The following is a 15,977-nucleotide window of genomic DNA, read 5'->3' on the forward strand; positions in this document are numbered from 1 at the left end:
CCGCAAAAGATTGACTTGTGGGCTCAAATATTGTGGAAGCAGAGGACACCATGAGATGGAAACGACTCACCGGACGGTCGATCACCGGGCTGCTGATAGCCGGAATGATCTCCTTCGGGCTCCTGCCCGTCGCCGCGAGCGCGGCTGAGGCCACCGATCTGGCCCGGGGCAAGCCCGTCGTCGCCAGCGGATCGCACGGCGGGTTCCCGGCCGCCGGCGCCAACGACGGAAACGTCAACAGTTACTGGGAGTCGAACGGGCTGCCGGCCGACCTCACGGTGAAGCTCGGCGCCGACGCGGATCTGGAGTCCGTGGTGGTCAAGCTCAACCCCGACCCGATCTGGGGCAGCCGGACCCAGGACATCCAGGTGCTCGGCCGGACCCAGGACGGCACCGCGTTCACCTCGCTCCGGGCCCGCGCCGGCTACGCGTTCAACCCGTCGGGCAACCAGAACACGGTGACGATCCCGGTGGACGGCCGGGTCGCCGACCTCCAGCTCAAGTTCTTCGCCAACACCGGGGCGCCCGGCGCGCAGATCGCGGAGATCCAGGTCCTGGGGACGGCCGCGCCCAACCCGGACCTGACCGTGAGCGCGCTGTCCTGGAGCCCCTCGTCCCCGTCCGAGACGGACGACATCACCGTCGAGGGGACCGTCCGCAACGCCGGTTCGGCCGCCTCCCCCGCGACGACCGTCAATGTGAGCCTGGGCGGCGTGGTCGTGGGCAGCGCGCCGGTCGGCCCGCTCGCCGCGGGAGCCTCGGCCCCGGTCTCGGTCGAGGTCGGCAAGCGGCCGCAGGGCTCGTACGCCGTATCGGCGCTGGTGGACCCGACCGACACGGTCGTCGAGTCGGACAACGCCAACAACAGCCGGACCACCGCCACCCCGCTGGTGGTCGGGCAGAGCCCCGGCCCCGACCTGGAGGTCCGCTCCATCTCCTCCAGCCCGGCCAACCCGGCCGTCGGCGCGGCGGTCACCTTCACCGTGGCGGTGCACAACCGGGGCACCAGCGCGGTGGGCGCGGGCACCGTCACCCGTCTGGCCGTCGGCTCCACCACGCTCAACGGCACCACACCGGCCATCGCGGCGGGCGCGACCGCGAACGTCACCATCGGCGGCAGCTGGACGGCCGCGAGCGGCGGAGCCACCCTGACCGCCACCGCCGATGCGACGAACCAGGTCACGGAGACCAGCGAGACCAACAACACCTTCGCCCGCTCCATCGTCGTCGGGCGCGGCGCGGCCGTTCCGTACACCGAGCTGGAGGCCGAGAACGCCGCCTACCGGGGCACGCTGCTGAAGTCGGACGCCGAGCGCACCTTCGGACACACCAACTTCGCCACCGAGTCCTCCGGCCGCGAGTCGGTACGGCTCAACGCGACGGGTGAGTTCGTGGAGTTCACCTCGACCGCCCCGTCGAACTCCGTCGTCGTGCGCAACTCCGTCCCGGACGCGCCGGGCGGTGGCGGCCGCGAGGCGACCATCAGCCTGTACGCCGACGGCGAGTTCGTCCGCAAGCTCGACCTCTCCTCGAAGCACAGCTGGCTGTACGGGAACACCGACAGCCCCGAAGGACTCACCAACACCCCCGGCGGCGACGCACGGCGGCTGTTCGACGAGTCGCACGCCCTGCTCACGCAGACCTATCCGGCGGGCACGAAGTTCCGGCTCCAGCGCGACGCGAGCGACAACGCCTCCTTCTACATCATCGACCTGATCGACCTGGAGCAGGTGGCGGCGCCCTCGGCCCAGCCGTCGGGCTGTGTGTCCATCACGACGTACGGCGCGGTGGCGAACGACGGGATCGACGACACGGCCGCGATCCAGCGCGCGGTGACGGCGAACCAGACCGGCCGGATCGACTGCGTGTGGATCCCGGCCGGCCAGTGGCGCCAGGAACAGAAGATCCTCACCGACGACCCGCTCGACCGGGGCCAGTTCAACCAGGTCGGCATCCGTGATGTGACGATCCGGGGCGCCGGCATGTGGCACTCCCAGCTCTACACCCTCACCCCGCCGCACGAGGCGGGCGGCATCAACCACCCGCACGAGGGCAACTTCGGTTTCGACATCGACGAGAACACGCAAATCTCCGACATCGCCATCTTCGGCTCCGGCACCATTCGCGGCGGTGACGGCAACCACGAGGGCGGCGTCGCGCTGAACGGCCGGTTCGGCAAGGACACGAAGATCAGCAACGTCTGGATCGAGCACGCCAACGTGGGCGTCTGGGCCGGTCGCGACTTCACCAACATCCCCGAGCTGTGGAACCCGGGCGACGGCGTCGAGTTCACCGGGATGCGGATCCGCAACACGTACGCCGACGGCATCAACTTCGCCAACGGCACCCGCAACTCCACGGTCTACAACTCGTCGTTCCGCAACACCGGCGACGACGCCCTCGCGGTCTGGTCCAGCAAGTACGTCAAGGACCAGTCCGTCGACATCGGCCACGACAACAGCTTCCGCAACAACACCATCCAGCTCCCGTGGCGCGCCAACGGCATCGCGGTCTACGGGGGTTACGGCAACAAGATCGAGAACAACCTGATCTCCGACACGATGAACTACCCGGCCATCATGCTGGCGACCGACCACGACCCGCTGCCCTTCTCCGGGCAGACCTTGATCGCCAACAACGGCCTGTACCGCACCGGCGGAGCCTTCTGGAACGAGGACCAGGAGTTCGGCGCGATCACCCTCTTCCCGCAGAACCTGCCGATCCCCGGAGTCACGATCCGCGACACGGACATCATCGACTCCACCTATGACGGCATCCAGTTCAAGACGGGCGGCGGCCTGATGCAGGACGTCAAGATCGAGAACGTCCGGATCGACAAGTCCACCAACGGATCCGGCATCCTCGCGATGGGCGGCGCGCGCGGCAACGCGACGCTCACCAACGTGACGATCACCGACTCGCGCGACGGCCACGTACTCATCGAGCCCGGTTCGCAGTTCACGGTCTCCGGCAGCCCGAACGGCGCACGGGCCAAGCGGTAGCCGCCTGTACGCTCCCGGGCCGGGGGATCACCTCCGGCCCGGGAGCACCCGTTCCCCGGAACACCCGTTCTCGGGAACGGCCCTTTCCACCCCGCGAATTGGGTCCCGCACGGCTCTGGGAAGTGCAAGGTCCCGGGGCTACCCTCCGCGCATGATTCCCACGGTTGTCTGGGGTACCGGCAACGTCGGCCGCGCGGCGATCCGCGCCGTCGAGGCCCATCCGGCGCTGACGCTCGCCGCCGTCCTCGTGCACGATCCCGCCAAGGTCGGCCGCGACGCGGGCGAGCTCGGCGGGGTCGGGCGCACGCTCGGGGTCGCGGCCACCGACGACATCGCCGCCGTCCTGGCCGCCCGCCCCCGGGCGGTGGTCTACGCGGCGTCCGGCGACATCCGCCCCGACGACGCCCTCGCCGACATCGGCCGGGCGATCCGGGCCGGCGCGGTGGTCGTCACGCCCTCCCTCTATCCGCTCTACGATCAGCGCAACGCCCCGCCGGAGCTGCGGGACCCGGTCCTGGCCGCCGTCGCCGAGGGCGGCGGCTCCCTCTTCGTCTCCGGGGTCGACCCCGGCTGGGGCAATGACGTCCTGCCCCTGCTGGTCAGCGGCCTCGGCACCGAGGTGGACGTCATCCGCTGCCAGGAGATCTTCGACTACTCCACGTACGAGCAGGAGGAGTCGGTGCGCCATCTGATCGGCATGGGGCACCCGATGGACTACGAGCCGCTGATGCTGGCGGAGAGCGTCCCGACGATGGTGTGGGGCGGTCAGATACGGCTCATGGCGCGGGCGCTGGACGTCGAGCTGGACGAGATCCGCGAGACCATGGACCGCCGGGCGCTGGAGAAAACGGTACGCACCCGCACGATGGGCGAGTTCGCGGCGGGCACGCAGGGCGCGGTGCGCTTCGAGGTGCAGGGCATCGTGGACGGCGAGCCGCGCATCGTCATCGAGCACATCACCCGGATCCATCCCTCGTGCGCCCCGGACTGGCCGTCCCCGCCCGACGGGGTGGGCGCGCATCGGGTGGTGATCGAGGGCCGTCCCCGTATCGAGGTGACGGTCGAGGCCTCCGACGAGGACGCGAACCGTTCGGCGGGCGGGAACGCCACCGCGGTCGGGCGGCTCGTCTCCGCCATCGACTGGCTGGCGGACGCGAAGCCGGGCCTGTACGACGCACTGGACGTTCCGCTGCGGCCTGCGGTCGGCAGGCTGGGAAGGAGACCGGCATGATCATCGATGTTCCGGAGGGTCAGGAGCCCATCGGTTACGTGTGGGGGGAGATGGTCCCCGGTATCGGCATGGCCGCCGCCACCTTCTCGATGTCCGTGTACGAGCACACGACACTGGGGCTGCGGGAGTTCGAGGCGGCCAGGCTGCGGGTCGCACAGATCAACGGGTGCCTGTTCTGCCTGGACTGGCGGACCGAGCGGGACGGGGCGAAGGTCGAGGAGGAGTTCGCCGGGGCGGTGACCGAGTGGCGTACGACCGACGCCTTCGACGAGCGCACCCGGCTCGCGGCGGAGTACGCCGAGCGGTACACGCTCGACCACCACGGTCTGGACGACGCCTTCTGGAAGCGGATGACCGCGCACTACAGCCAGGCGGAGATCGTGGAGCTGACGATGAGCATCGGCTCGTGGCTGGCGTTCGGGCGGCTCAACCATGTGCTGGGGATCGACGCGGTGTGCGTTCTGCCCGGTCACGGGTGAGAGGCGGGCTCCTACTGACGGAGTCCGGGGCCGCCGGGTTGGCACTCCCGGCCCCGGGCTCTCCGTGGGTCCCCGTGACTTCCGGGTCGCCTACAGATCGGTCGCGATGATCCGTTCGATGTTACGCTCGGCGAGCGCGGTGATGGTGACGAACGGGTTCACGCTGGTGTTGCCGGGGATCAGTGCGCCGTCGATGACGTACAGGCCCGTGTAGCCGTGCAGTCGGCCGTAGTTGTCGGTGGCCCTGTCCAGGACCGCGCCGCCCAGCGGGTGGTAGGTGAGGTGGTCGCCCCAGATCTTGTGGACGCCGAAGAGGTCCGTGCGGTAGATCGTCCCCTCCTTCCGGTTGATCTTGTCGAAGATGGTCTTCGCGGCGTCGATGGACGGCTGCTTCCACGCCGTCTGCCAGGTGAGCTCGGCCTTCCCCGCCACCGCGTTCCAGGTGAACTGGGCCCGGTTGGGGTTCTTGGTGATGGAGAGGTAGAACGAGGCCCACGTCTCGATCCCGGTGGGCAGCGGCGCGACTTCGGCGAAGGCTCCGCCGGCTTCCCAGTTGTCGATGCCGCCGGTGGGGATGGACGACTGCACCTGCCCCGTCGGGTCCCAGAGGTGGTTGGCCCGGCCGCACATGACGTTGCCGTTGTCGCCCCAGCCCTTGCCGACCTCGTTGTTGAGGAGGGGCAGCGCGCCGGTGGCCTTGAGGCCGACGAGCAGCTTGCTGGTGCCCACGCTGCCCGCGGCGAAGAACACCTTGTCCGCCGTGACGGTCTTGGTGGCGGTGGTCTGGCCGACGGTGTTCAGCTGGTCGATGAGCACCGTGTAGCCGCCGCCCGGGGCCGGGGTGACCGTGGTGACCTTGTGGAGCGGGGAGATGGTGACCCGGCCGGTGGCTCTGATCCGGTCGATGTAGGTCTTCTGGAGCGATTTCTTGCCGTAGTTGTTGCCGTAGAGGATCTCGGCGTCCAGAGCCGACTTGGGTACGGTCCCGGCCGCCTCCTGCTTCATGTAGTCCCAGTCGTAGACGGCGGGCACGAAGAGGAACGGGAAGCCGGAGCGCTGGGCGTGTTTCCGGCCGACCCGGGCGTACTGGTAGCAGTCGACGCTGTCGAACCAGGCGGGATCGATGGTGGTGACGCCCAGTCCGCTGTTGGCGCGCGGGTAGTAGGTGCTGTACATCTCCTCGGCGTTGACCGTCGGGAGGATCGCGCCGAAGTTCTCCCGGCGCGGGGTGACGGCCATGCCGCCGTTGACCAGGGACCCGCCGCCGACGCCGCGGCCCTGGTAGACGGTGATGCCGGAGAACTCCTCGGCGTCCAGGATGCCGGTGTAGCGGTTGACGTTCTTGTCGATGGGGAAGCCGAGGAAGTTGCTCAGCGGCTGCTTGGTCCGGGTCCGCAGCCAGAAGGAGCGGTCGTCGGGCCTGGTGGTGTTGGCGAAGATCTTGCCGTCCGCGCCCGGCGTGTCCCAGGCCATGCCCATCTCGACCATATGGACGTCGACTCCGGCCTGGGCGAGCCGGAGAGCGGCCACGGAGCCGCCGTATCCGGTGCCGACGACCAGGACCGGCACACGGGCCCCGGAGCCGATCGGCGCTGCTGCCGCACGGACTCCCGCCCACGCCGGTGCGGTGTGCCCGGCGATCGCCGCAGCACCCAGAAGAGAACCTGTTCCAGTGATGAATCTTCGACGCGAGACGCCCTTTGTCCCGCCATCCTGCTTGGTAGTGTCACTCATGTGACATCCCTCACTCTCGACAGAGTGCAACAGGTTCTACTGTCGATCGCGTGGTAAGTCACTAGAAACTTGGGGGTAACTTCCCGGCATGCCCGAGGGGCCCCGGACCGTCTGGTCCGGGGCCCCTCGGGCATGGTCGTGGAGGATCAGTAGGCGCCGAAGACGTTGTCGATCGAGCCGTACCGGTCCGCGGCGTAGTTGCACGCGGCCGTGATGTTGGCGACCGGGTCGTAGCTGTCGGTCGAGGTGCCGGGCACGTGGTACGCCTGGAAGGTCGGGTCGATGACCTGGAGCAGCCCCTTGGACGGGGTGCCCTTGACCGCGTTGGAGTCCCAGTTGTTGATCGCGGCCGGGTTGCCCGAGGACTCGCGCATGATGTTGCGGTGGATGCCCTCGTAGGTGCCGGGGATGCCCTGTTCGGCCATGACCGCCAGCGACTCCTTGATCCAGCCGTCGAGGTCGTTCGTGTACGTGACGGCCTTCTCGGCGGCCGGAGCGGCCTTTGCCACGGGAGCGGCGTTGATGCGCTCCGAACGGTCGGCGCGGTCCGCCTCGGCACCGCGCGCGGCGGACGGGGAAGCCTTGGCGGCCTTGGTTCCGAGGGTCAGCTTGATACCCGGGCGAATAAGATCGGGATTCTCTCCGACGATCTTCCGGTTGCCTTCGTACAGCTTCTCCCAGCCACCGCTGACAGAGTATTCGCGGGCGATCTTGGAAAGCGTTTCGCCGGCCGCCACGGAATGCTGGGCGGGCGCGGCCTGCACGGCGGAATTCACCTGTGCGGACACCGAGGCGGGCGCCACGGCCTGCTGCGGCGCGGGGGCCGCGAAGGCGCTGGTGGCGCCGATCACGGGGAGGGCGAGTACGGCTCCGCCGGCGGTCACGGCGACAAGGCCGCGGCGCAGCGAGGTGGACTGGGAACGACGGTGCTTACCCTGTGCGGGCATGGGGGATTTCCTCTCCGGCGCCTACGAGGTGAGCTGTCGGGTTCAGACGGGAGATGTCTGGCCGCACGGTCGTGCGACTTCACCCCAAGCCGTTCCGGTTACGGATCGGCGGCTTACCTGGGTCCCCCGCTCCTGCCGTACGTGAGTGGGTTTCGGATTCCCGGACGGCGGCAGGATTCGGCGTTCCATCCGGATTGACGGTGACCGTAGGCGAAAAACGTCGAACAGAACAAGCCCCGCATTCCGGATTCCCTTTTCCGCGCAAGATCGAATGCCGGAATTCCCGGATCGGGCCACTCCGTCACCGCGTCAACTTTCCCCGCACAGAAGGGAACCGATGCCTCCGCTTCTGCGTCCGCCCTCGCGGACGTGACGCTCACCACTCCCTCGCGGCGATGGCGGAAACGAGCTCAAACAAATGCCCCAGCAGCCCCAATATGCCCTTTACGAAACAGGAGGGCCAAAAGAACCAAATCGACCATATCGGCATAACAAAACGGGCTAATCGGGCACTCTAGGCAGGGCCGGTCGAAGGGCCCGCGGGGCCATCGCTTACGGTGTGCGGTGGAGACTAGTAAGCCAACCCTTACCTCCGACGTACGCTGTACCTGCCCGCGTTCGCCCGCCCCGAAGGATCACCACGCCATGACACGCCCCGTCCGCGTCGCCATTGTCGGAGCCGGCCCCGCCGGTATCTACGCTGCGGACGCGCTGCTCAAATCCGAGGTCTGCCAGGACCCGGGGGTCTCCATCGACCTCTTCGAGCGCATGCCCGCGCCCTTCGGTCTGATCCGCTACGGCGTGGCCCCCGACCACCCGCGGATCAAGGGCATCGTCAAGGCCCTGCACCAGGTGCTGGACAAGCCCCAGATCCGGCTCTTCGGAAACGTCAGCTACCCGCACGACATCGGCCTGGACGACCTGCGGTCGTTCTACGACGCGGTGATCTTCTCCACCGGCGCCGAGGCCGACCGGGCGCTCGACGTTCCCGGCATCCAGCTGGACGGCTCCTACGGCGCGGCCGAGTTCGTCTCCTGGTACGACGGGCACCCCGAGGTCCCGCGCACCTGGCCGCTCACCGCGGAGAAGGTCGCCGTGCTCGGCGTCGGGAACGTGGCCCTGGACGTGGCCCGTGTCCTGGCCAAGACGGCGGACGAGCTGCTGCCCACCGAGATCCCGGACAACGTGTACCAGGGCCTCAAGGAGAACAAGGCGCTGGAGGTGCATGTGTTCGGGCGGCGTGGCCCCGCGCAGGCCAAGTTCAGCCCGATGGAGCTGCGGGAGCTGGACCACTCCCCCAACATCGAGGTCATCGTCAACCCCGAGGACATCGAGTACGACGAGGGCTCCATCGCGACCCGCCGGGAGAACAAGCAGGCCAACATGGTCGCGCAGACCCTGGAGAACTGGGCGATCCGCGACGTCGGCGACCGCCCGCACAAGCTGTTCCTGCACTTCTTCGAGTCCCCGGTCGAGATCCTCGGCGAGGACGGCAAGGTCGTGGCGCTGCGCACCGAGCGCACCGAGCTGGACGGAACCGGAAACGTCCGGGGCACCGGCCGGTTCACCGACTGGGACATGCAGAGCGTCTACCGTGCCGTCGGCTACTACTCGGAGGAGCTGCCCAAGCTGCCCTTCGACGTGGCATCCGGCACCGTGCCGCACGAGGCGGGTCGCGTCATCGCCGGTGACGAGCACATGAGCTCGGTCTACGTCACCGGCTGGATCAAGCGCGGCCCGATCGGTCTGATCGGGCACACCAAGGGCGACGCCAACGAGACGGTCGCCTGCGTCCTGGAGGACCGTGCCGCCGGCCGGCTGCCCGAGCCGGCCACGCCCGCTCCGCAGGCCGTGGACGCCTTCCTGGAAGACCGTGGCGTCCGCTACACGACCTGGGAGGGCTGGCACAAGCTGGACGCCCACGAGCAGGCGCTGGGTGCGGCCCAGGGCCGTGAGCGGATCAAGGTCGTGGAGCGCGAGGGCATGCTGGAGGCCTCCGGCGCCTTCGGGCCGGCCGAGCGCCCCGCCGGCGCCTGACTGACGCCTGATCGACAGAACGCCTTCTAGGAGGCCGGATCCGGTGCGCCCGCCGCGCGCCCCGGGTCCGGCCTCCTGAACGTGCGCCACAGGTCGGGTCCGGGCGCCCGGTCCTCCCGGAGCCGGCGGACCTCCTGGGTCCCGGCCCACCGGGCGGCGAGCAGGATCGCGATGTCGTCGGGGCGGTCGATGGCCGCCCGGGCCTCTCCGATCACCTGGTCGGCCGTCTCGGCCAGGGGAACCGCGCCGATGCGTTCGACGGTGGCGCGCAGCCGCTCGATCCCCTCGTCGATGTCCGTCCCGGGGCGCTCGATCAACCCGTCCGTGAACAGGGCGAGCATCGCCCCCGGTTCGAGCCGCATCTCCGTGACCGGGTAGGACGCCTGCTCATCGATCCCGAGCACGATGCCGCCGGGCAGGTCCAGCACTTCCGTCCGGCCGTCCGGCCGCCGCAGCACGGGCTGCGGATGTCCCGCCCGCACGGCGTGGGCCACTCCTGTAATCGGGTCCAGGGCGATGTAGCAGCAGCTCGCGAACTGTCCCGGGTCGAGATCGATGAGCAGCCGGTTCGTCCCGCTCATCACCTCCTGCGGATCATGGTTGCTGAGCGCGAACGCCCTTACAGCACTGCGTAGTTGGCCCATGGTCGCGGCGGCGGAGACACCATGCCCCTGTACGTCGCCGATGATCAGGGCGAGTTCGTGACCGGTCTCGATGACGTCGTACCAGTCGCCGCCGATGTCCATGCCCTGGGTGCCGGAGAGGTAGCGCCCCAGGGTGTCCACTCCGTCCACCTCAGGCAGCCGGTGCGGCAGCAGGGCGTCCTGGAGTCCGCGGGCGAGGGCCGCCTCGCTGTCGTAACGCTGGGCGCGCTTCAGGGCCTGGGCGATGAGTCCGGCCAGTGCCGTCAGGACCGTACGCTCCTCCGGGCTGAAGCCGCGAGGGCGGTCGAAGCCGAGGATGCAGGAGCCGACGGGCCGCCCCGAGGCGATCAGCGGCAGGAAGGCGCGCGCCCCGACGTCCGTGTCGATCGGGATGCCCGGATAGGCCTCGGCCAGGCGCTGCATGGACTCGAAGAACATCGGGCGGCCCGAGGTCAGGGTCTCCACCCCGGGAATGCTGACGTCGAGTTCGACCCCTTCGAAGCGGTCGAGGAACCCCTTCGGGAACCCCGTCTCCCAGGCCAGATGGAGATGGCCTTCGTCCAGCAGATAGATGGCGAGCTGACGGGCGCCGAACGCGGGCAGCAGCTCGTCCGTGACCACTGCGGAGACCTGACGTGCCGTGACCGCCTCGGTCAGCGCGATGGCGAGGGCGACCGGCCGGTACAGCGCCGCGGAGCGGTCGGCGGTCGAGCCGATGCCCAGGCCGGGCGTGGTGACGGAGCCCGGGGCGTAGTCCGGCTGGTCGGTCGCCTGGAGGACGACGCTCACCCCGTCGTGGCCCGGGTACAGGGACACCGACAGCCAACGTGAGGGCGGACGGCGGGCGAGGAAGTGGACGGGCTCGTCGGCCATCAGGGCGGCCCGGTAGTGATCCTCGTAGGCCTCGTGCCCGAACCACGGCAGGGCCTGCCACACGACATGGCCCACGAGCTCCGCCCTGGAGTGGCCCAGCAGCTCCTCGGCAAGGCCGTTCGCGTAGGTGATCCGGCCCAGCCGGTCGAGGGAGAGGACACCGCGGGGCAGCCGGTCGGCGGCCTCCGGCACGACGGGTCCCTCACCGAGGTCGACCAGAAAGCCGCTCAGATGGCTGGCGGACGCGTCGCCGCCCGGGTGCGTCCAGCGTCCGGACAGTTCCAGCAGATGGGATCGGCCGTCGGGGCCGCGCAGCCGCATCCGGCGGACGACCGGTTCCGCCGATTCCACCGTCTGGCGGGCCAGCGCCCACAGCCCGTACACGTCCTCCGGGACCAGCTGCTCGGCGAGCGCGTCGACGGTGCCCGGGAAGGCGCCGGGCCCGAAGCCGAGAATCGCGCAGAGTTCGTCGTCGGCGGCGACCTGCCCGGAGTGCAGGTCCCAGTCGAAGCGGCCGACCCGCACCGGGGGCGCGGTGGCGGCGGGCAGTTGCACGGGGACCGGCTCGGTCTCCCACACGCAGTCGACGCCGCGCTGGTCCAGGTCGTTGAGCGCGTCGCCGAGCCGGTGGCCCAGGCGCTGCAGCCGGTCGCCGTGGGCGGGGTCGACGGGCAGTCCCGGTGTGGAGGGCCGCAGAACCACCAGTACGCCCATGCTCCCCCGGGGCCCGGTGATCGGCACCCACAGCGAACCGAACGGGAACGGCAGCCCGGCCATCAGTTGCGGGAACCGGCGCATCGCCTCCTCCGCGTCGGAGAGCAGTACGGGCCGCCCCGAGCGGTAGGCCTCGGACACCGGGAAGGGCCGGTTCACATGCATCCGCCACCAGGGGCGGAACAGCGGGGCCGGCAGTCCGGCGAGCACCGCGAGCCGCAGAAGTCCGGGCGTCCGGCTGCGGAGGTAGACGCCGCCCGCGTAGCCGTCGCTCGACTCGACGGCGCTGACGAGGGCCTGCGCGAGAACGAGGGACAGCTCGTCGGGCACTCGGCCACCCTCGTGTCCCCCGGCCGCGGCCCCGTTTCCGGCGGGCGGGGGATGCCGGGGCGTTTCGTGCCGGGTCACACAGCCAGCATGCTCCCGGTGCGGGGTATCCCGCACCTCCGCGACCGGCCGCCCCCCGGCGGCCGGTCGCGGAGGCGGCCTCAGTAGAGCTTGGCGACGGCGGTACGCGTCGTCTTCTTGAAGCCCTCCAGCGGTGCGCCGTCGAGTTCGCCCAGCTGCCCCCACTCGACGACGGTCACCGCCCTGCCGTCGCGGCCCACGGAGTAGAGCCCGATGTCGGTGGAGCCGACCTCCGGGTACGACGTGTCGATGCTGTAGACGTGCGCGCCCTCCTCGATGTCCACACGGCCCTGGTAGAACGCCTCCCCCTCCAGGCCGGGGTCCTGCTCCTTCAGCCGGTCGAGGCAGGTCTCCAGGGCGCTGCGCAGTTCGGCTGCGAGCGCCTTGGCCCGGTCGGTGGTGGCGGCGACCGTGATGGTCTGGCGGGCGCCGGTGTCCAGTTCGGTGCGGAAGTCCCGGTGGCGGGTGCCGGCCGCCGGGGCGATGCCCTCGGTGCACACGGACCCCTCCGAGGGCACTCCCTGGCGTACCGGACCGGCCGTCCAGGGGGTGAGGGAGGCGGGCAGTTGGCCCGCGCTCAGGAACTTGGGCGGAGCGGGAGCGGGGGCCGGGGCCGCGGCGGCGGGCACCTGGGCCAGGGCGGTGACGGCCAGGCCCGCGGCCGCGGCGGTCAGAAGAGTGGTGCGGAGGGTGCGCATGGTGAGGTTTCCCCGTTTCGGATGGTTCGGATGGACCGGCTGGTCCGGATGGGTGCGGTCGGTCAGGTGGTCGTCCGGCAGCGCGCCGAGGCGTACGGAGCCCGTCTGAGGAGCCGTACGGCGGCGGAGCGGGAACGGGCACCAGATTGGGCCGCCGCCCCGGACGCGGACAAGCGCGACACGGCTTCCCGCCGGGCTGGAACCGTCCCACCCCTGGTGACGTGGGTGTTCTCGGGGGGCTGGAACGCCCTGGAACGGCTGCGGGGAGGTCGAGCGTGTCGGGTGACGCCGAGGGGGCCGCACGGGCGGTGCTGGCGGAGCGGCTGAGCGCGCTGCGGGAACGGTCGGGCCGGACGTACGCGTCGCTGGCCCGTCGCATCGGGGTCAGCGGCTCGACGCTGCACCGGTACTGCACGGGACGGACGGTGCCCGCGGAGTTCGCCCCCGTGGAGCGGCTGGCCCGGCTGTGCGGCGCGCCGGCCGGGGAGCGGGAGGCGCTGCACCGGCTGTGGATCCTGGCGGACCGCGAACGCGTCGACCGGCAGGGGGCGGCGGAGGCAGGAGCGAAGCCGGAGCCGGTGGAAGTCGTGCCGGTGGAGATCGTGCCGGTGGACGCCTCGGCCGGGGAGACGGGGTCGCTCGGGGAGACGGGGTCGCTCGGGCGGCGGGCGCTGCCCCACGCCGCCGAGGCCGGGCCGCCCGGCGCGACCGTGTCCGGGCCGCCGTCCCCGGCCCTCGGGGCGTCCGACGAGAAAGGGCCTCGCCCGGTGCGGGATCGCGTCTCCGAGGTGGTGGCCGCGGTCGGGAGCGGGTCTCCCCGGAGGCCGCTGTTCCGGTCGCGTCGGGCACGCCGGTACGGGCAGGGGCTCGGTGTCCTCGCCGCCGCGGTCCTCGTTCTCGCCCTGGTCGCGGCTTTCGGAGGGACGGCGCTCCCGGGCCCGGACCGGCGCCCGTCGGTGGCTCAGCGGCCGGGTGAGGATCCGGCGGGCAGCCCGGAGCCCTCGCCTTCCGGCTCCCCCACGCCCGGAAAGCCGCAGGGCACGCCGAGCGGGGCCCCGCGCGGTACACCGTCCGACGGCCACCGGCCGACCGCGCCTTCCGGCGTCGGGCCGCGCAAGGAGACGCTCCCCCGGCCGTCCGGGGGCTCACCGGGTCCGGCGGCCGGGCGTGCGCCGTTCACCTGGACCGCTGACGACCATGTCTGGAAGAACGGCTGCGACCACTCCTACGTCATCGACCGGGCGCCCGCCGCCGTACCGCCGCCCCCGGTGGAGGCGGACGCGGAGTCCTGGGCCGGAGCGCTCGGCGCGGTGCACGCGGGCGAGACCGGTGTCCGGGTCACGTTGCAGGGCCGGGACGAGCGGGCCGTGGTGCTCGAATCACTGCGGATCCGGGTCGTCGAGCGCCGTTCGCCTGCGCAGGGCCGGGTCTACCGGATGAGCTCCGGCTGCGGCGGATCCCTCACCCCGAGGATGTTCGACGTGGATCTCGACGTGCCCCGGCCCGTCGCCCGCTCGGTGGCGGGCAACGACTCGGGCGAGCCCATCGAGGCGGTCGCCTTCCCGTACAGCGTCTCCGTCACCGATCCCGAGGTCCTCCTGATCACGGGGCGCACGGTCGGCTGCGACTGCGACTGGTTCGCGGAGCTGACCTGGAGCAGCGGCGGCCGGTCCGGCACGGTGCGCGTCGACGACGGCGGGCGGCCGTTCCGTACGAGCGGGGTGCGGGGGCACCCCGTGCTCGACTACGACACGGGCTCGGGCCGCTGGGTGTCCGTGGCGGACGCCGGGGAGGCCGCGTCCTGAAGCGGCGGCGCGGAGGCGCCCGTGGCCGGATGCGCCCATCCTGGTGGGGCGGGCGGCCTGCCCGGGCGGACCGCGCTCCTGGTGGAGGTGCCGATGGATCCCGTCACCGCCCTGCGGCGGATCGCCTTCCTGCTGGAACGCTCGCAGGCCGCCACCTATCGGGTGAAGGCCTTCCGTACGGCGGCGGCCGCCGTGGACGCGATGGCCGCCGGGGAGGCGGCCGAGCGGGTGGCCGCGAACTCCCTGGAGCGGGTCGCCGGGATTGGGCCCCGCACCGCCGAGGTGATCCGTGAGGCCCTGGCCGGGGAGACGCCCGGGTATCTGGACCGGCTGGAGACGGAGGCCGCCGCCGAGCCGCCCGTCGAGGGGGGCGAGGAGCTCTTCGCGCGGCTTACGGGCGACTGCCATCTGCACTCGGACTGGTCGGACGGGGGCAGCCCGATCGAGGAGATGGGCCGGACCGCCGCGGAGCTGGGGCACGCGTGGGCCGTCCTCACCGACCACTCGCCCCGGCTGACGGTGGCGCGCGGTCTGTCGCCGGAGCGGCTGCGGGAGCAGCTCGCGGTGGTGGCGCGGCTCAACGAGGAGTGGGCCCCGTTCCGGCTGCTGACGGGGATCGAGTGCGACATCCTCCCGGACGGCTCGCTCGACCAGGAGCCCGAGCTGCTGGAGCGGCTCGACGTGGTCGTGGTCTCCGTTCACTCCAAGCTGCGGATGGACCCGGAGCCGATGACGCGGCGCCTGGAGGCGGCGGTACGCCACCCGCGGGCGAACGTGCTCGGCCACTGCACGGGACGCCTGCTGGCCGGGCGCGGCCGGCCGGAGTCGCGGTTCGACGCGGACCGGGTCTTCGCGGCGTGCGCCGGGGCGGGGACGGCGGTGGAGATCAACTGCCGTCCGGAGCGTCGGGATCCGCCCCGGCGGCTGCTGCGTGCGGCCGTCGCGGCGGGGGTGCTGTTCGCGATCGACACGGACGCGCACGCCCCGGGGCAGCTCGGCTGGCAGCGGTCGGGGTGCGCTCGCGCCGAGGAGTGCGGAGTGCCGGCAGACCGGGTGGTGACGACCTGGAGCGCGGACCGGCTCCTGGAATGGGCCCGCTGACCGGAACGGGCCGGCTGGCCCACCGACGGCCCCGTGCACGGCCGCCCGCCCCCGGAGGTTCCGTGGGTCTCCGGGGGCGGACGGGTGTCGGCCGGGCTACTTCTCGGGGTAGATGTCCCCGGCCTCCATGGCGCTCTGCTGCTCGCTCCGGTCCCGGATCGTCCGGGACTTCTTCTGCAGCCGCTCGCGCTCGTGCGGGTCGCTCGTGCGCTCCGCGGCCTCCGCGAGCTGCTGGGCCTTCTCACGCATCTGCCGAGCCAGGTCGGCGGGTTCGTCCGAACCGCTCATCACCACTCCTTGGACG

General features: G+C 71.2%; 11 protein-coding genes and 1 riboswitch. Of the genes, 6 read left to right on the top strand and 5 right to left on the bottom strand.

What is annotated here, in order from left to right; translation table 11 throughout:
* Positions 1-50 precede the first annotated feature (50 nt).
* From IE272_RS22675 to IE272_RS22685, 3 genes are all read left to right on the top strand, one after another.
* The gene (locus IE272_RS22675; protein ID WP_190007728.1) at positions 51-3,002 is read left to right on the top strand and encodes a CARDB domain-containing protein; all 2,952 of its coding nucleotides are present in this window, start codon (positions 51-53) and stop codon (positions 3,000-3,002) included.
* A gap of 151 nt (positions 3,003-3,153) precedes the next feature.
* Positions 3,154-4,233 carry an NAD(P)H-dependent amine dehydrogenase family protein gene (locus IE272_RS22680; RefSeq protein WP_050362830.1) on the top strand — a complete coding sequence of 360 codons (1,080 nt, stop codon included), beginning with the start codon at positions 3,154-3,156 and terminating at the stop codon, positions 4,231-4,233.
* Positions 4,230-4,712, top strand: a complete 483-nt coding sequence (locus IE272_RS22685; protein WP_050362829.1) for a carboxymuconolactone decarboxylase family protein — start codon at positions 4,230-4,232, stop codon at positions 4,710-4,712. The genes IE272_RS22680 and IE272_RS22685 overlap by 4 nt, the downstream gene beginning before the upstream one ends.
* A gap of 90 nt (positions 4,713-4,802) precedes the next feature.
* On the opposite strand, the gene IE272_RS22690 is transcribed toward IE272_RS22685, so the two are convergent.
* Positions 4,803-6,446 (bottom strand): GMC oxidoreductase, encoded by a 1,644-nt coding sequence (locus IE272_RS22690; protein WP_179890815.1) that lies wholly within the window; start codon positions 6,444-6,446, stop codon positions 4,803-4,805.
* Between the two features lie 146 nt (positions 6,447-6,592).
* Positions 6,593-7,393, bottom strand: a complete 801-nt coding sequence (locus IE272_RS22695; protein ID WP_050362827.1) for a transglycosylase SLT domain-containing protein — start codon at positions 7,391-7,393, stop codon at positions 6,593-6,595.
* 3 nt (positions 7,394-7,396) lie between these two features.
* Positions 7,397-7,555: riboswitch (cyclic di-AMP (ydaO/yuaA leader) on the bottom strand.
* 483 nt (positions 7,556-8,038) lie between these two features.
* On the opposite strand from IE272_RS22695, the gene IE272_RS22700 reads away from it, so the two are divergent.
* Entirely contained in the window at positions 8,039-9,430 is a 1,392-nt protein-coding gene (locus IE272_RS22700) for an FAD-dependent oxidoreductase (RefSeq protein ID WP_056704679.1), read from the top strand.
* A 26-nt stretch (positions 9,431-9,456) separates the two neighbouring features.
* Here the strand turns inward: IE272_RS22700 and IE272_RS22705 are convergent, their stop codons facing one another.
* Together IE272_RS22705 and IE272_RS22710 are read right to left on the bottom strand one after the other, a co-directional pair.
* On the bottom strand, positions 9,457-11,991 hold the full coding sequence (locus tag IE272_RS22705; RefSeq protein WP_098892837.1) for a SpoIIE family protein phosphatase: 2,535 nt from the start codon (positions 11,989-11,991) through the stop codon (positions 9,457-9,459).
* A gap of 158 nt (positions 11,992-12,149) precedes the next feature.
* Entirely contained in the window at positions 12,150-12,767 is a 618-nt protein-coding gene (locus IE272_RS22710) for a hypothetical protein (protein WP_050362824.1), read from the bottom strand.
* Between the two features lie 275 nt (positions 12,768-13,042).
* On the opposite strand from IE272_RS22710, the gene IE272_RS22715 reads away from it, so the two are divergent.
* Positions 13,043-14,572, top strand: coding sequence for a helix-turn-helix domain-containing protein (locus IE272_RS22715; protein ID WP_050362823.1), 1,530 nt, complete (start codon positions 13,043-13,045; stop codon positions 14,570-14,572).
* A gap of 93 nt (positions 14,573-14,665) precedes the next feature.
* Complete coding sequence (locus tag IE272_RS22720) at positions 14,666-15,673, top strand: PHP domain-containing protein (protein ID WP_050362822.1); 1,008 nt, start codon at positions 14,666-14,668, stop codon at positions 15,671-15,673.
* Positions 15,674-15,769: 96 nt separating this feature from the next.
* On the opposite strand, the gene IE272_RS22725 is transcribed toward IE272_RS22720, so the two are convergent.
* Entirely contained in the window at positions 15,770-15,961 is a 192-nt protein-coding gene (locus tag IE272_RS22725) for a DUF6381 family protein (protein WP_050362821.1), read from the bottom strand.
* Positions 15,962-15,977 lie beyond the last annotated feature (16 nt).

It is taken from the genome of Streptomyces anulatus (genome assembly GCF_014650675.1).
GTDB lineage: Bacteria > Actinomycetota > Actinomycetes > Streptomycetales > Streptomycetaceae > Streptomyces > Streptomyces anulatus.